Source organism: Streptomyces lusitanus, from assembly GCF_042647945.1.
Lineage (GTDB): Bacteria > Actinomycetota > Actinomycetes > Streptomycetales > Streptomycetaceae > Streptomyces > Streptomyces pseudogriseolus.
This window is the reverse complement of sequence record NZ_JBHRWL010000015.1, coordinates 284,228-300,229: the sequence shown is the minus strand read 5'-3', so window position 1 is coordinate 300,229 and position 16,002 is coordinate 284,228. Positions and strand designations below refer to the sequence as shown.

14 protein-coding genes are annotated in these 16,002 nt (G+C 72.9%); 5 read left to right on the top strand and 9 right to left on the bottom strand.

All coding sequences use genetic code 11. From position 1 onward, the window contains the following. Window positions 1-13: 13 nt before the first annotated feature. Both ACFOSY_RS22170 and ACFOSY_RS22165 read right to left on the bottom strand, forming a co-directional pair. The gene (locus ACFOSY_RS22170; RefSeq protein WP_006135159.1) at window positions 14-880 is read right to left on the bottom strand and encodes an acyl-CoA thioesterase; all 867 of its coding nucleotides are present in this window, start codon (window positions 878-880) and stop codon (window positions 14-16) included. 19 nt (window positions 881-899) lie between these two features. Beyond that, entirely contained in the window at window positions 900-3,413 is a 2,514-nt protein-coding gene (locus ACFOSY_RS22165) for a DEAD/DEAH box helicase (RefSeq protein WP_394309573.1), read from the bottom strand. Window positions 3,414-3,558: 145 nt separating this feature from the next. On the opposite strand from ACFOSY_RS22165, the gene ACFOSY_RS22160 reads away from it, so the two are divergent. Next, complete coding sequence (locus tag ACFOSY_RS22160; RefSeq protein ID WP_006135156.1) at window positions 3,559-4,353, top strand: metal-dependent hydrolase; 795 nt, start codon at window positions 3,559-3,561, stop codon at window positions 4,351-4,353. Between the two features lie 48 nt (window positions 4,354-4,401). Here the strand turns inward: ACFOSY_RS22160 and ACFOSY_RS22155 are convergent, their stop codons facing one another. The 5 genes from ACFOSY_RS22155 to ACFOSY_RS22135 all read right to left on the bottom strand — a co-directional run bounded on the left by ACFOSY_RS22155 (window position 4,402) and on the right by ACFOSY_RS22135 (window position 9,905). Next, window positions 4,402-4,656 carry a type B 50S ribosomal protein L31 gene (locus tag ACFOSY_RS22155; RefSeq protein WP_006135155.1) on the bottom strand — a complete coding sequence of 85 codons (255 nt, stop codon included), beginning with the start codon at window positions 4,654-4,656 and terminating at the stop codon, window positions 4,402-4,404. A gap of 25 nt (window positions 4,657-4,681) precedes the next feature. Next, on the bottom strand, window positions 4,682-5,152 hold the full coding sequence (locus ACFOSY_RS22150) for a DUF5709 domain-containing protein (protein ID WP_394309570.1): 471 nt from the start codon (window positions 5,150-5,152) through the stop codon (window positions 4,682-4,684). 362 nt (window positions 5,153-5,514) lie between these two features. Then, on the bottom strand, window positions 5,515-7,296 hold the full coding sequence (locus tag ACFOSY_RS22145; RefSeq protein ID WP_394309568.1) for an ABC transporter ATP-binding protein: 1,782 nt from the start codon (window positions 7,294-7,296) through the stop codon (window positions 5,515-5,517). Next, complete coding sequence (locus tag ACFOSY_RS22140; protein ID WP_394309566.1) at window positions 7,293-9,182, bottom strand: ABC transporter transmembrane domain-containing protein; 1,890 nt, start codon at window positions 9,180-9,182, stop codon at window positions 7,293-7,295. Before ACFOSY_RS22140 ends, ACFOSY_RS22145 begins: the two co-directional genes overlap by 4 nt. Before the next feature lie 219 nt (window positions 9,183-9,401). Continuing rightward, window positions 9,402-9,905: a MarR family winged helix-turn-helix transcriptional regulator gene (locus ACFOSY_RS22135; RefSeq protein ID WP_394309564.1), complete on the bottom strand. Its 504-nt coding sequence runs from the start codon at window positions 9,903-9,905 to the stop codon at window positions 9,402-9,404. 84 nt (window positions 9,906-9,989) lie between these two features. Here ACFOSY_RS22135 and ACFOSY_RS22130 point away from each other — a divergent pair, with 84 nt between their 5' ends. Beyond that, the gene (locus ACFOSY_RS22130; protein WP_394309562.1) at window positions 9,990-11,810 is read left to right on the top strand and encodes an ABC transporter ATP-binding protein; all 1,821 of its coding nucleotides are present in this window, start codon (window positions 9,990-9,992) and stop codon (window positions 11,808-11,810) included. A 43-nt stretch (window positions 11,811-11,853) separates the two neighbouring features. Further along, window positions 11,854-12,711, top strand: a complete 858-nt coding sequence (gene mltG / locus ACFOSY_RS22125) for an endolytic transglycosylase MltG (RefSeq protein ID WP_394309560.1) — start codon at window positions 11,854-11,856, stop codon at window positions 12,709-12,711. A gap of 7 nt (window positions 12,712-12,718) precedes the next feature. Here the strand turns inward: mltG and ACFOSY_RS22120 are convergent, their stop codons facing one another. Beyond that, window positions 12,719-13,795: an NAD(P)-binding domain-containing protein gene (locus ACFOSY_RS22120; RefSeq protein WP_394309559.1), complete on the bottom strand. Its 1,077-nt coding sequence runs from the start codon at window positions 13,793-13,795 to the stop codon at window positions 12,719-12,721. Between the two features lie 82 nt (window positions 13,796-13,877). Between ACFOSY_RS22120 and ACFOSY_RS22115 the strand changes: the two genes are divergently transcribed. Further along, window positions 13,878-14,300, top strand: a complete 423-nt coding sequence (locus ACFOSY_RS22115; protein ID WP_394309557.1) for a secondary thiamine-phosphate synthase enzyme YjbQ — start codon at window positions 13,878-13,880, stop codon at window positions 14,298-14,300. Between the two features lie 90 nt (window positions 14,301-14,390). Here ACFOSY_RS22115 and ACFOSY_RS22110 read toward each other — a convergent pair whose 3' ends face one another. Then, the gene (locus tag ACFOSY_RS22110) at window positions 14,391-15,227 is read right to left on the bottom strand and encodes a universal stress protein (RefSeq protein ID WP_394309555.1); all 837 of its coding nucleotides are present in this window, start codon (window positions 15,225-15,227) and stop codon (window positions 14,391-14,393) included. Between the two features lie 303 nt (window positions 15,228-15,530). On the opposite strand from ACFOSY_RS22110, the gene ACFOSY_RS22105 reads away from it, so the two are divergent. Beyond that, on the top strand, window positions 15,531-16,001 hold the full coding sequence (locus ACFOSY_RS22105; protein ID WP_006135137.1) for a cation:proton antiporter regulatory subunit: 471 nt from the start codon (window positions 15,531-15,533) through the stop codon (window positions 15,999-16,001). Window position 16,002: the final 1 nt, after the last annotated feature.

Sequence of the window (16,002 nt, the reverse complement as noted above, 5' to 3'; positions counted from 1 at the left end):
GGCGCGTCTCACCTCACAGCGCCCGGAAGAGTCCTTCCTGGACCACCGAGACCAGCATGCGGCCCTCCCGGTCGTAGATCCGTCCGCGCGCCAGCCCGCGGCCGCCCGTAGCGATGGGCGACTCCTGGTCGTACAGGAACCACTCGTCCGCCCGGAACGGCCGGTGGAACCACATGGCGTGGTCCAGCGACGCCATGTCGAACCCGCGCGGACCCCACAGCGGCTCCACCGGGATCCGCACCGCGTCCAGCAGCGTCATGTCGCTGGCGTACGTCAGCGCGCAGGTGTGCACCAGCGGATCGTCGCCGAGCGGCCCGACCGCGCGCATCCACACCGCGCTGCGCGGCTCCGCGCCCTCGATCTCGTCCGGCTTCCAGCGCAGCCGGTCGACATAGCGGATGTCGAAGGGCTGGCGGCGCGCCATCCGCTCCAACTGCTCCGGCAGCGCGCCCAGATGCTCCCGGATCTCCTCCGCGACCGTCGGCAGCGACTCGGGGTCCGGCACCTCGCGGGCCGGCGGCAGCTGGTGCTCGAAACTCCCCTGTTCAGGCTTGTGGAAGGAGGCGGTCAGATTGAAGATGGTCCGACCCTGCTGCACGGCGGTGACCCGGCGGGTCGTGAACGACCTGCCGTCCCGCACGCGCTCCACCTGGTACACGATCGGCACCCCGGGCCGGCCCGGGCGCAGGAAGTACGCGTGCAGCGAGTGCACCGGGCGGTCGCCCTCCGTGGTACGGCCGGCGGCGACCAGCGCCTGGCCCGCGACCTGTCCCCCGAAGACCCGCTGCAAGGACTCCTGCGGGCTGCGGCCGCGGAAGATGTCGACCTCGATCTGCTCCAGGTCGAGCAGATCGACGAGGCTCTCGGCCGGGTTCGTCATGGGTGCGTCTCTCCTGTGCTCACAGCTGGCCGACGGCGGTGACCCGCACGACGGCACGGCCCTCCGCGTCGGAGGCGGTCAGGTCGACCTCGGCGCTGATGCCCCAGTCGTGGTCGCCGTTCGGGTCGTCGAAGATCTGGCGGACCCGCCACAGCCCGTTCTCCGGCTGCTCGTCGAGGATCAGCAGCTTCGGGCCGCGGGCGTCCGGACCGGTGCCGAGTTCCTCGTACTCGTCCCAGTACTTGTCCATCGCCTCGCCCCACGCGTCCGCGTCCCAGCCGGACTCGCCGTCCAGCTCGCCCAGTTCGTCCACCTGGTCGAGGGCGGCGAGCTCCACCCGCCGGAACATGGCGTTGCGGACCAGGACCCGGAAGGCGCGCGCGTTCGCCGTGACCGGCTTGACCTGGTCGGCCTTCTCCTGGGCCTCCTCGGCGGTCATCTCCTCCGGGTTGGCGAGCTGCTCCCACTCGTCCAGCAGGCTGGAGTCGACCTGGCGCACCGTCTCGCCCAGCCAGGCGATCAGATCCACCAGGTCCTCCGACTTCAGGTCGTCGGGGACGGTGTGCTCCAGCGCCTTGTAGGCGCTCGCGAGGTAGCGCAGCACGATGCCCTCGGTGCGGGCCAGTTCGTAGTGGGACACCAGCTCCGTGAAGGACAGCGCCCGCTCGTACATGTCCCGGATCACGGACTTCGGCGACAGCGGATGGTCGCCGACCCACGGGTGGGACTTGCGGTACGTGTCGTACGCGTGGAAGAGCAGCTCCTCCAGCGGCTTCGGGTAGGTGATGTCCTGGAGGCGCTCCATGCGCTCCTCGTACTCCACCCCGTCGGCCTTCATCGCGGCGACCGCCTCGCCGCGCGCCTTGTTCTGCTGGGCGGCGAGGATCTGCCGCGGGTCGTCCAGCGTGGACTCCACCACGGACACCATGTCCAGCGCGTACGACGGCGACTCGGGGTCCAGCAGCTCGAACGCGGCCAGCGCGAACGTGGACAGCGGCTGGTTGAGCGCGAAGTCGTGCTGGAGGTCGACGGTGAGACGCACGATGCGCCCCTCCGCGTCGGGCCGGTCGAGCTTCTCGACGATGCCGCCGTCCAGCAGCGACCGGTAGATGGCGATCGCCCGCCGGATGTGGCGCAGCTGCTGCTTGCGCGGCTCGTGGTTGTCCTCCAGCAGACGGCGCATCGCCTCGAAGGCGTTGCCGGGCCGGGCGATCACCGACAGCAGCATGGTGTGGGTGACGCGGAAGCGGGAGGTCAGCGGCTCCGGCTCGGACCCGATGAGCTTCTCGAAGGTCTGCTCGCTCCACGCGACGAAACCCTCGGGGGCCTTCTTGCGCACCACCTTGCGCCGCTTCTTCGGGTCGTCGCCCGCCTTCGCCAGCGCCTTCTCGTTCTCGACGACGTGCTCCGGCGCCTGGGCCACCACGAAGCCCTCGGTGTCGAAGCCGGCCCGCCCGGCGCGCCCCGCGATCTGGTGGAACTCCCGCGCCCGCAGCGTGCGCACCCGGTTGCCGTCGTACTTGGTGAGCGCGGTGAACAGCACCGTGCGGATGGGCACGTTGACGCCCACCCCGAGGGTGTCGGTGCCGCAGATGACCTTCAGCAGACCCGCCTGCGCCAGCTTCTCCACCAGCCGCCGGTACTTGGGCAGCATGCCGGCGTGGTGCACGCCGATGCCGTGCCGCACGTAACGGGACAGGTTGCGGCCGAACTTGGTGGTGAAGCGGAAGCTGCCGATCAGGTCGGCGATCTTGTCCTTCTCCTCCCGCGTGCACATGTTGATGCTCATCAGCGCCTGCGCCCGCTCCACCGCCTGCGCCTGGGTGAAGTGCACGATGTACACCGGCGCCTGCCGGGCCTCGAGCAGATCGGTCAGCGTCTCGGTGAGCGGCGTGTACCGGTACTCGTACGACAGCGGCACGGGCCGGGTCGCCGAGCGGACGACGGCGGTGGGCCGGCCCGTGCGCCGGGCGAGGTCCTTCTCGAAGAAGGAGACGTCGCCGAGCGTCGCCGACATCAGCACGAACTGCGCCTGCGGCAGCTCCAGCAGCGGGATCTGCCAGGCCCAGCCGCGGTCCTGCTCCGCGTAGAAGTGGAACTCGTCCATCACGACCTGGCCGACGTCGGCGGCCTTGCCGTCGCGCAGCGCGATCGACGCCAGTACCTCGGCGGTGCAGCAAATCACCGGGGCGTCGGCATTCACGGACGCGTCGCCGGTGAGCATGCCGACGTTCTCGGTACCGAAGATCTTGCACAGCTCGAAGAACTTCTCCGAGACCAGCGCCTTGATGGGGGCCGTGTAGAAGGTGACCTCGTCGCGCGCCAGCGCCGCGAAGTGGGCACCCGCGGCGATCATGCTCTTGCCGGACCCGGTGGGCGTCGAGACGATCACGTTCGCCCCCGACACCACCTCGATCAGGGCCTCCTCCTGGTGCGGATAGAGGGTGAGGCCGCGCTCCTGCGCCCACGACTCGAAGGCTTCGTACAGGGCGTCGGGGTCTGCGGTCGGCGGCAGCTGATCGATGAGGGTCACCACCCCATCTTGCCTGCCCGCCCACCCGATGCGGGAATCGGCTGTCGGCTCGAAGATCGCTACCGCTACGCTGTGTCGCCGGCGCAGCGTCAACGTCCCCGGTCAACCGGGCGGCGGCGAAAGAGGAATGGGGCGGGCACAGGCCATGATGGGACCAGCACACTCACTGTCGGGCGCCGCGGCCTGGCTGGGGGTGGGGGCGGCGACGGCCGCGGCCGGACGCCCCATGCCCTGGCCGGTGCTGCTGGCCGGTGCGCTGATCTGCGCCGGCGCCGCGCTCGCCCCGGACCTGGACCACAAGGCCGCCACCATCTCGCGGTCCTTCGGCCCCGTCTCCCGCTGGCTGTGCGAGATCGTCGACAAGCTGTCCTACGCGGTCTACAAGGCGACGAAGAAGCCGGGCGACCCCCGTCGCTCGGGCGGTCACCGCACCCTCACCCACACCTGGCTGTGGGCGGTCGCCATCGGCGCCGGCACCTCCGCCCTGGCGATCACCGGCGGCCGCTGGGCGGTCCTGTTCATCCTCTTCGTGCACATGGTGCTGGCCATCGAGGGCCTGCTGTGGCGGGCGACGCGCGGCTCCAGCAGCGACGTGCTGGTGTGGCTGCTGGCGGCGACCAGCGCCTGGATCATCGCGGACATTCTCGACCAGCCCGGCAACGGCGCCGGCTGGCTGTTCACCGAGCCGGGCCAGGAGTACCTGTGGCTCGGCCTGCCCATCGTCCTGGGCGCCCTGGTGCACGACATCGGGGACGCGCTGACCGTCTCCGGCTGCCCGGTCCTGTGGCCCATACCCGTGGGCCGCAAGCGCTGGTACCCGGTCGGCCCGCCGAAGGCGCTGCGGTTCCGCGCCGGCAGCTGGGTGGAGCTGAAGGTGCTGATGCCGGTGTTCATGGTGCTCGGCGGGGTGGGCTGCGCGGCGGCGCTCAACGTCATATAACGGCGGCGCCTCCGCACGCCGGCGGTGTGCGGGACGGGCGGCCGTCGGTCAGCCGCCGCCCTCACCGCCGTAGCGGCGCTCGAAGCGGGCGATGCGGCCCTCGGTGTCCACGGTCCTGGCCTTGCCCGTGTAGAACGGGTGGCTCTCCGAGGAGATCTCCACGTCCACCACCGGGTAGGTCTCGCCGTCGTCCCACTCGATGGTCTGCTCGCTGGAGGCGGTGGACCGGGTGAGGAAGGCGTATCCGGCGGCCCGGTCGCGGAAGACGACCGGGTGGTACTCGGGGTGCTTGTCCTTCTGCATGGGTGCTCCTCGGGCGGCTGCGGGGTCAGCCGGGGAGGCTGTCCTCGTCCACGATGTGCACGGCGGCCTCCTCGGCGGAGGCGGCGGCGCCGTCGATGCCGACGTCGCCGGCCACCAGCGCCTCCTCGTCGTCCTCGTGCGCTCCTTCGTCGGGGGCGACGAGCCGGCCGGAGCGTGCCGCACCGACCTCGTTGTCCAGGAGTTCCCCGTCGGTGCCGGTGGAATCACCGAGGTCGTCGCCGTCCGGCACGGGCAGGTCCGGCAGCTCCTCGGCCAGCCGCTGGTCGAGGGTCTCGCCCTCGTGCCGCTCGGCGGCGGTCACGCCGTAGTGCTCCACGGCCCAGGGCCGCTCGGGAGGGGACCAGCCCCGGTCGAGGGGGTCGGCGACACCGTCGGTCTCCAGCGTGTCCTCGGCGTCCAGCAGTCCGGCGTCGTCCTGGATCTCGGACGCGTCGGGCTGGTAGACGTCGTCTCCCCAACCGTCACCGCTGTTCACGGACACCTCCAGGGGGTGGGGCGGGCCGCGTCGCCCGCCGTGGCCCGCACGGGCCGACTCCACGGGCACCGAGCCCGTTCGGACCCGCTCCGGTACCCGGACGCTCCTCCCCGAGCCGATGCCTGCTTCCAGCCTTCCACCGGATCTCCCGACCCCGCAACGCCACACGGGGTGACCGGCACACGCCGGCCCGCTGTCCTGGGGAGAGGCGGCGCCCGCCGAGGGGCCGCACCGCAGGCGCCATGGTGTGTCGGCGCGCCGGTTGACGGGCCTCCCCGGCAGGCGGGCGGGCCCGGCGCGGGACAGCCCGCCTCGGGGATACCGGGGTGACCCCCCGACCGCACCCCAGCGGCAGCGTCTCCTCAGCCGTGCCAGCTGCGCCACAGCGCCGCGTAGGCGCCGTCCGCCGCCACCAGGTCGTCGTGGCTGCCCAGTTCGCTGATGCGGCCGTTCTCGACGACGGCGATGACGTCCGCGTCGTGGGCCGTGTGCAGGCGGTGGGCGATGGCGACGACGGTCCGGCCGTCGAGGACGCGGGCCAGGGAGCGTTCCAGGTGACGCGCCGCGCGCGGGTCGAGCAGCGAGGTCGCCTCGTCGAGGACCAGCGTGTGCGGGTCGGCCAGCACCAGCCGGGCCAGCGCGATCTGCTGCGCCTGCGCCGGGGTGAGCGCGAAGCCGCCCGAGCCGACCTCCGTGTCCAGTCCGCCGTCCAGCGCCCGCGCCCAGCCGTCCGCGTCGACCGCGCCGAGCGCCGCCCACAGCTCGGCGTCCTCCGCGTCGGTGCGGGCGAGCCGCAGGTTGTCGCGGAGGGAGCCGACGAAGACGTGGTGCTCCTGGTTGACGAGGGCGACGTGGGAGCGGACCCGTTCCGCGGTCATGCGGGACAGTTCCGCGTCGCCGAGGGTGACGCGCCCCTCCCGGGGCGCGTAGATCCCCGCGAGCAGCCGGCCCAGCGTGGACTTGCCCGCGCCCGAGGGACCCACCAGGGCCATCCGGGTCCCCGGAGGCACCTCCAGGGACACCTCGCGCAGGACGTCGACGCCCTCCAGGTAGCCGAAGCGCACGGTGTCCGCCCGCACCCGGCGCCCCTCGGGCGTGACCGCCGGGTCCCCGGCGTCGGGCTCGATGTCCCGCACGCCGACCAGCCGGGCCAGCGACACCTGCGCGACCTGGAGCTCGTCGTACCAGCGCAGGATCAGCCCGACCGGGTCCACCAGCATCTGCGCGATCAGCGCGGCCGTCGTCAGCTGGCCGACGCCGATCCACCCCTGGAGCACGAACACCCCGCCGATCATCAGCACCGACCCGAGCACCGTGACATGGGTGATGTTGACGACGGGGAACAGCACCGAGCGCAGCCACAGCGTGTACCGCTCCCAGGCCGTCCACTCCCGCACCCGCCGGTCCGTGAGCGCCACGCGGCGCGGGCCGAGGCGGTGCGCCTCCACCGTGCGTCCGGCGTCCACGGTCTCGGCGAGCGCGGCGGCCACCGCCGCGTAGCCGGCCGCCTCCGAGCGGTACGCGCCCGGCGCCCGGCGGAAGTACCAGCGGCACCCGGCCACCAGCAGCGGCACGGCGACCAGCACCGCCGGCGCCAGCTCAGGCGCGGTGACGACCAGGCCGCCCAGCAACAGGGCCGCCCACACCACGCCGATCGCCAGCTGGGGCACGGCCTCGCGCATGGCGTTGCCCAGCCGGTCGATGTCGGTCGTGATCCGCGACAGCAGGTCACCGGTGCCGGCCCGTTCCAGCACGCCCGGCGGCAGTCCGACCGACCGCACCAGGAAGTCCTCGCGCAGATCCGCGAGCATCCGTTCGCCGAGCACCGCCCCGCGCAGCCGCACCTGCCGCACGAACCCGGCGTGGACCACCAGGGCGGCCACGAACAGCGTCGCCGTGAACCCCAGACGCAGCTCCCGCTCGCCCGACGACACCCGCTCCACGAGCCCGCCCAGCAGGTACGGGCCGACCATCGAGGCGACCACCGCCACCGTGTTGACGGCGACCAGCAGCAGGAAGGCCCGCCGGTGGCGGCGCAGCAGCTCGGCCACGTACGCGCGTACGGTCGCGGGCGCGCCCACGGGCAGCGTGCCGGCCGCCGTCGGGGCCGCCGGGTCGTACGCCGGTGGCGCGACGCCGATCATGCCGTCTCCTCGATCTCTTCGAGTTCTTCGATGTCGTCGAGCCGGTCCAGCTCTTCGAGGCCGTGCGGGACCTCGTCCGCGCGCAGTCCGCCGTCGCCGTGGCCGGCGTGGAGTGCGGCCGCCGTCGCCGTCTCCTCCTCCGTCTCGCGGGTCACCACGGCCCGGTACCGGGGCTCGGTGCGCACCAGCTCCCGGTGGCCGCCCACCGCGACGACCGTGCCCTCGTGCAGGAACACCACCCGGTCGGCCCGGTCAAGCAGCAACGGGGACGAGGTGAACACCACGGTGGTGCGCCCGGCCCGCAGGTCCCGCACGCCCTGGGCGATGCGCGCCTCGGTGTGCGAGTCGACGGCCGAGGTCGGTTCGTCCAGGACCAGCACCTCCGGGTCCGTGACCAGCGACCGGGCGAGCGCGAGCCGCTGACGCTGCCCGCCGGACAGCGACCGGCCGCGTTCGGTGATGCGCGCGTCCATCGGGTCCTCGGCGCCCAGCGACCCCTGGACCAGCGCCGCCAGCACGTCCTGGCACTGCGCGGCCTCCAGCGCCGCTCGCGGGTCCACCGCGCCGGACGCGGGCACGTCGAGCAGCTCCCGCAGCGTGCCGGAGAGCAGCACCGGGTCCTTGTCCTGCACCAGCACGGCCGTACGGGCGCTGTCCAGCGGCAGTTCGTCCAGCGGCACCCCGCCGAGCAGCACGGACGTGCCCTCCTGCGCGTCGGACGTGCCTTCCTGCGTGGCGTGCCCGCCGAGCCGTTCGGCCAGCCGTCCCGCCGCGTCCGGGTCCCCGCACACCACGGCGGTGAGCGACCCGGACGGGGCGCACAGTCCCGTCTCCGGGTCGTACAGGTCGCCCGCCGGGGTCTCGGCGGCGCGCGTGCCGGCGGTGTCGGTGGCCCGCTCCAGCGACAGCACCCGCGCGGCCCGCCGGGCCGAAGGGCGCGAGAAGGAGTACGCCATCGCGATCTCCTCGAAGTGCCGCAAGGGGTAGGTCAGGAGCATCACCGAGCTGTAGACGGTGACCAGTTCACCGACGGCGATCCGGCCGTCGAGGGCCAGACGGACGCCGTACCAGACCACCGTGATCAGCAGCAGCCCCGGCAGCAGCACCTGGACGGCGGCGATCAGCGACCACATCCGCGCGCTGCGCACGGCGGCGTGGCGGACCTCCTGCGACGCGCGCCGGTAGCGGTCGAGGAAGAGATCCTCACCGCCGATGCCGCGCAGCACCCGTAGTCCGGCGACGGTGTCGGAGGCCAGCTCGGTGGCCCGTCCGGCCTTCTCGCGCTGGACGTCGGCCCGCCGGGTGGCCTTGGGCAGCAGCGGCAGCACCGCGAGCGCCAGCACGGGCAGGGCGGCGGCGACGACCACGCCGAGGGCGGGCTGGTAGACGAGGAGGCCGACGGTGACCGCGACGACGGTGACCGCGGCGGCGGTGAACCGCGACAGGGCCTCGACGAACCAGCCGATCTTCTCCACGTCACCGGTGGAGACGGCGACGACCTCGCCCGCGGCCACCCGCCGGGTCAGCACCGAGCCCAGCACGGCGGCCTTACGGCCGAGCAGCTGCTGCACGCGGGCGGCGGCGGTGATCCAGTTGGTGACGGCCGTACGGTGCAGGAAGGTGTCGCCGACCGCGTTGCCCACGCAGGCCAGCGCCATCAGCCCGCCCGCCAGTGCGAGCCGGCCGCCGGAACGGTCGGCCGCGGCCTGGACGGCGACGCCGACGCAGAACGGCAGCGAGGCCACGGACGCGAAGTGCAGCAGGCCCCAGGCCAGCGACTTCAGCTGTCCGCCCAGCTGGTTACGGAAGAGCCACCACAGGAATCGAGGGCCCGAGCGGGCGTCGGGCACGCCCGGATCGGGATACGGAAGGTCGTGAATCTGCATGGCGTCCCAGTGGCTCGGAGCAGGGGCCGCCGCCGTCCTCGGACGGCGGCAGCAAACCGTGACAGGTTGGCTCCGCCGCCCGCCCACGGGCAACCGGTTTTTCCCGGCCACGGCCCGCTCCCGACCGGCGGACCGCCGACCCGCGGCCGGCCGTTCACCGCCGGCGGGATCTTCGATGCCCGTCGCGCGAGGTGAGCCCTCGTCCGGCCACCCGGGCGGTCAGCCTCCGACCCCGCCCGGCCTCCCGGCCGCCCTCTCCTCGCACGGCGGGCCCGACGGGCCGTCGACCAGCGTGTTCAGCAGCTCTCCCAGCTGCTCCCGCTCCCGTTCCCCCAGCGGAGCGAGAATCTCCGCCGCGGCCGCCCGCCGTGCCGTGCGCAGCTCGCGGAGCGTCTCGCGGCCCTCGTCGGTCAGCTCGATGCGGATCACGCGCCGGTTGGCCGGATCCGGGACCCTGCGCACCTTGCCGTGCGCCTCCAGCCCGTCGACCAGCGTGGTCACCGCGCGGGGCACCACCTCCAGCCGCTCCGCGAGGTCGGCCATGCGGGGAGGCGAGCTGTAGTGGGCGAGGGTGCGCAGCAGCCGGGACTGGGCAGGAGTGATGCCGAGCTCGCGCCGCTCCAGATGGCGTTTCTGGATGCGGTACACCCGGCGGGTGAGCCGGAGCAGCTGCTCGGCGAGCAGGCCGTCGGGGTCGGGGTCGGGGGCGGGCGCGGCGGTCATGCGGGAATATTATCAGGATGACGTTCATTGTGAGTACAGGTAACAATGAACACTGCTCGTGAATCCGTACACCCGAAGGAGACCATGCACCCCGATCACGCACCCGCATGGACGCCGCCCGCCGAGGCCGAGCAGGAACCCCGGCAGGTGCGGCGCATTCTGCGCCTCTTCCGTCCCTACCGTGGCCGCCTCGCGATCGTCGGACTGCTCGTCGGGGCGTCGTCACTCGTCTCGGTCGCCTCGCCGTTCCTGCTGAAGGCGATCCTCGACGTCGCCCTGCCCGAGGGCCGCACCGGCCTGCTCAGCCTGCTCGCGCTGGGCATGATCCTCAGCGCCGTGCTCACCAGCGTCTTCGGCGTCCTCCAGACGCTGATCTCCACGACCGTGGGCCAGCGCGTCATGCACGACCTGCGCACCGCCGTCTACGGGCGTCTTCAGCGCATGTCGCTCGCCTTTTTCACCCGGACCCGCACCGGCGAGGTGCAGTCCCGCATCGCCAACGACATCGGCGGCATGCAGGCCACGGTGACCTCCACGGCCACCTCCCTGGTCTCCAACCTGACCAGCGTGGTCGCGACGATCGTGGCGATGCTCGCGCTCGACTGGCGGCTGACGGCCGTCTCGCTCGCGCTGCTGCCCGTCTTCGTCTGGATCAGCCGCCGCGTCGGCAACGAACGCAGGAAGATCACCACCCGGCGGCAGAAGCAGATGGCCGCGATGGCGGCCACGGTCACCGAGTCGCTGTCGGTGAGCGGCATCCTGCTCGGCCGCACCATGGGCCGCTCCGACTCGCTGACCGCCGCCTTCTCCGAGGAGTCGGAGCGTCTGGTCGACCTTGAGGTGCGGTCGAACATGGCCGGCCGCTGGCGGATGGCGGTCATCACGATCGTCATGGCCGCCATGCCGGCGGTCATCTACTGGACGGCCGGCCTGGCCGTGCACTCGGGCGGCCCGGGGGTGTCCATCGGCACCATCGTCGCCTTCGTCTCGCTCCAGCAGGGCCTGTTCCGCCCGGCGGTGAGCCTGCTCTCCACCGGCGTGCAGATCCAGACCTCGCTCGCCCTCTTCCAGCGCATCTTCGAGTACCTCGACCTGCCGATCGACATCACCGAGCGCGAGAATCCGGTGCGCCTGGAGCGCGTGAAGGGCGAGGTCCGCTTCGAGAACGTCTCGTTCGGTTACGACGGCAAGGGCGGCCCGGTCCTCGACGGCATCGACATCACCGTCCCGCCGGGCGGCAGCCTCGCCGTGGTCGGGCCGACCGGCGCCGGCAAGTCCACGCTCGGCCACCTGGTGCCGCGGCTGTACGACGTCACGGGCGGGCGGGTCACCCTGGACGGGGTGGACGTGCGCGACCTCGACTTCGACACCCTGGCCCGCGCGGTGGGCGTCGTCTCGCAGGAGACGTACCTCTTCCACGCGTCGGTCGCGGACAACCTGCGCTTCGCCAAGCCCGACGCCACCGACGAGGAGCTGCACGCGGCGGCGAAGGCCGCGCAGATCCACGACCACATCGCGGCCCTGCCGGACGGGTACGACACCGTCGTCGGCGAGCGCGGCCACCGCTTCTCCGGCGGGGAGAAGCAGCGGCTGGCGATCGCCCGGACCATCCTGCGCGACCCTCCGGTGCTCGTCCTCGACGAGGCGACCAGCGCGCTGGACACCCGTACCGAGGCAGCGGTGCAGGCCGCGATCGACGCGCTGTCGGCCGACCGCACCACCCTCACCATCGCCCACCGGCTGTCCACCGTGCGCGGCGCCGACCAGATCGTGGTGCTGGACTCCGGGCGCGTGGTGGAACGCGGGACCCACGAGGAGCTGCTGGGGCGCGAGGGGCGGTATGCCGCCCTCGTGCGACGGGACGCCCGGCTGGAGCCGAACCCCCGACTGGAGCCGACAAGCTGAAAATATGCCGGATTTGTGACGATATGCGGGTTACCGTGCCCGCATGCAGACGAACACTCCGTCACGGAACTCGATCCGACTGACGCGCCGCGGCCGCTTCGCCCTGGCGACGCTCGGGGCCGTCGTGGCCGGCACCGCCGTGGCGGTGCCGCTGCTGATCATGGGCGACGACGAGGAGCCCCGTCCCGAGACCCTGGTCGTCCCCGCGGGATGGCGGGCGGCCCAGGTCTACGCCGCCATCGACAAGACTCTCGACCTGCCCGCCGGCACCACCAGGAAGTCCCTCGCCAAGGCCGGCCTGAAGCTGCCGAACGAGGCCGACGGCAACCCTGAGGGCTACCTCTTCCCGGCCACGTATCCGCTCCCGGAGAACGCCACCCCGCAGAAGCTGCTGGCCCGCATGGTCGACACGGCCAACCAGAAGTTCAACGGCGCCCCCGTCGCCGCCGGCGCGCAGCGCAACGCGATGAACGTCTACCAGGCGGTCACCGTCGCCAGCATCGTCCAGGCCGAGGCCGCCACCCAGGCCGACATGGGCAAGGTGGCCCGGGTGATCTTCAACCGGCTGGAGCGCGGCATGCCGCTCCAGATGGACTCCACCGTCGACTACGCCCTCCACCGCACGAAGGCGCGCACCACCCCCGCCGACACCGAGGTCGACAGCCCGTACAACTCCTACCGGCGCATGGGACTGCCGCCGACCCCGATCGACAGCCCCGGGGAGGACGCCGTGCGCGCCGCGATCAACCCCACCCCGGGCGACTGGCTGTACTTCGTCACGGTCCGGCCAGGGGAGACCCGCTTCACCGCCGACCTCGCGGAGCACCAGCGCAACGTGGCGGAGGCGGAGGCCGAACGGAACAAGGCCGCGGAGAAGTCCGCGCAGCCGTCGCCGACGTGACCGCCGCTCAGGCCGCCGCCGGCTCCTCGGCCAGCAGCCGCCGGATGTCCCGCACGGCCGCCCGCCCGGCCCGGTTGGCGCCGATCGTGCTGGCCGAGGGGCCGTAGCCGACCAGGTGGATCCGTGGGTCGGCGACCGCCCGGGTGCCCTCCACGCGGATCCCGCCGCCCGGCTCCCGCAGCCGCAGCGGCGCGAGATGGTCGATCACCGGCCGGAACCCGGTCGCCCACAGGATCACGTCCGCCGCGGCCCGGCGCCCGTCGTCCCACACCACACCCTCGGGCTCGATCCGGTCGAACATCGGCAGACGGTCGAGCACCCCGTCCGCCAGCCCCCGCCGGATCGCGTCGTTCAGCGGCAGCCCCGTCACGGAGACCACGCTGCGCGGCGGCAGCCCCTGCCGGACGCGTTCCTCGACGAGGGCCACGGCCGCCCGGCCCGCGTTCTCGTCGAAGGGCTCCTCCCGCCAGACGGGCGGCCGCCGGGTCACCCACGTGGTGGCCGCCGCGTACGGCGCGATCTCCAGCAGGTGCTGGGTGCCGGACGCGCCGCCGCCCACCACGACCACCCGCAGCCCGGCGAACGCCTCCGGACCGGGGTAGTGCGCGGTGTGCAACTGCCGTCCGCGGAAGGTCTCCTGACCGGGGTACCGGGGCCAGAAGGGCCGGTCCCAGGTGCCGGTCGCGTTGATCAGCGCGCGGGTCGCCCAGGTGCCGTGCGAGGTCTCCACCAGCAGCCGTCCGCCGGACCCCTCCCGTACCGCGTGCACGTCCACCGGACGGCGCACCCGCAGGTCGAACGTCCGCTCGTAGCGGTCGAAGTACGCGCCGATCACCTCGGAGGACGGCCGCAGCGGATCGGCGTCCGTCAGCTCCATCCCGGGCAGCGCGTGCATCCCGTGCACCTTGCCGTACGTCAGCGAGGGCCAGCGGAACTGCCAGGCGCCGCCGGGGGCGGGGGAGTGGTCCAGGACCACGAAGTCGCGGTCCGGCGCGAAGCCGTTCCGCCGCAGGTGATAGGCGCTCGACAGTCCGGCCTGCCCGGCGCCGATGACGACCACCTCGACCTCGCGTACATCGTTCACGCTTCCACCAACACCCCGGGTGTGGTGGATCTTCCCGCTCGGGCTCCTTCGGGAAGCACGCCGTGTGCGTCAGGATGGGCGCATGTCCGACGCCTTCACCACCCGAGTCCTGACCCTCACCACCGGCTCCGCCGAGCGGGTCGTCGACATCACCGGCGACTGCGAGGCCTTCCTGCGGGAGGCGGCGGCCGGCCGGGACGGCCTGCTCAACGTGTTCGTGCCGCATGCCACGGCCGGCATCGCGGTCATCGAGACCGGCGCCGGCAGCGACGACGACCTGCTCTCCGCGCTGCACACCCTGCTGCCCGCCGACGACCGCTGGCAGCACCGGCACGGCAGCCCCGGCCACGGCCGCGACCACGTCCTGCCCGCCTTCGTCCCGCCGCACGCCACGCTTCCGGTGATCGACGGCCGCCTGGAGCTGGGCACCTGGCAGTCGGTGTGCCTCGTCGACACCAACCGCGACAACCCCGACCGAAAGGTGCGCCTGAGCTTCCTCGGCTGAGGCGGACGCCCGTGCGTACGGCTGACGCCCGCGCGCACCGCTGAACGCCGGTGGGCGCCGTTGAACGCCGGTGGGCGCCGTCGACGCCCGTCAGCTGAGCGCCCGCACCACCGTGACCGGACAGTCCGCGTGGTGCAGCAGCGCCTGGCTCACCGAACCGAGCAGCATTCCGGCGACCCCGCCGTGGCCGCGCGCCCCGGCCACCACCAGCTGCGCCTCGCGCGTCGCCTCCAGCAGCGTCTGCCGCACCCGGCCCCGCTCGACGCGCTGCTGGACGGCGACCTCCGGATGCGCGGCCGTCCAGGGCTCCACCACGTCGTCCAGCAGTCGCCGGTGGCGCAGTTCGAGCTGATCGAGGTCCACCACCACGCTCAGCGGGTCACCGGGGTCCTCGTACGGCGTGGACTCGCTCCAGGTGTTCCAGACGTGCATGGCCGTCAGCGGCGCCCCGCGCAGTTCCGCCTCCCTGAACGCGAACGACGCGGCGGCGTTCCCGGCGGGCGAGCCGTCCGCGGCCAGCAGCACGGGACCCCCCGGGTCGGGCCGCCCGCGCACCACCATGAGCGGGCCGTGCCCGTGCGCCGCCAGCTGCATGCTCGTCGAGCCCAGCAGCAGATCGCCGAAGAGGCTCCGGCCGCGCCGCCCCAGCACCGTCAGCACCGCGTGCCGCGACTCGGTCCGCAGCACGGTCAGGGCGTCACCGGACACCACGGTGCGAGTGACGTCGAGTCCCGGGACGCGCTCGTGGATCCGCTGCTCGGTCTCGGCCAGCACCCCGTGGATCATCGGATCCAGGTCCGCCGGGCGGGCGAACGCGTGCACGATGCGCAGCCGGGCCCCGCGCAGCCGCGCCTCCCCGGCCGCCACGTCGGCGGCGGCGAGGCTGGAGGGCGAGCCGTCCACGCCGACGATCACCGTGTCGTCCACCACACACTCCCGTCCCCGGAAGGTGCCACCGAGTACCCGCGCCGTCGGTCCGCTACGCGCCCGATTCCCCCCTTTGTCCTCTGCGTGCCGCTGACCTGCGGCGATACGGCGTCCCCCGAGATCCTTGCCGCGATCCCGGCAGCTGTCCATCCGTGACAGCACCCATGTTCCGGCCGAACGGCGGGATGGCACCATTGCGGCGGTGGGGGTCACCACCCGGTGCCGTGCGCCGGTCCGTTCGGCCCCGCACATCGGACGACATGAGAAGAAGACGGAAGGGGACGGGCTGTGCCTGCTCCACGGATGAGCGCGACACCGCTGCCGGGCATCGGTGTGAAATACGACCTCACCACGCGTGAGCACGAGCACCTGTCCGTCATCGCGCACCGCGACGGCGCCCGGACGGTCAACGTCTACCGCTCCGACGACCCCGACGCCTGCGCCCGCTCGCTGCGCCTCAGCGTCGCCGAGTCGGCCGCGCTCATCGACGCGCTGATGCCCGCCCACCACAGCCCGAACCTGCTGCACACCACCGACCTCGGGCTCGTCGCCGAACGCATCGAACTGTCCTCGGTCTCCCACTGGAACGGGCGGCTGCTCGGCGAGACCCGGATGCGCACCGACACCGGAGCGTCCATCGTCGCCGTCCTCCGGCGCGCGGAGGCGATCCCGTCGCCCGCGCCGGACTTCCGGCTCGCCGGCGGGGACACCCTGATCGTCATCGGCACCCGCGAGGGCATCGACGCCGCCGCCGAGATCCTCGGGCGGGAGTGAG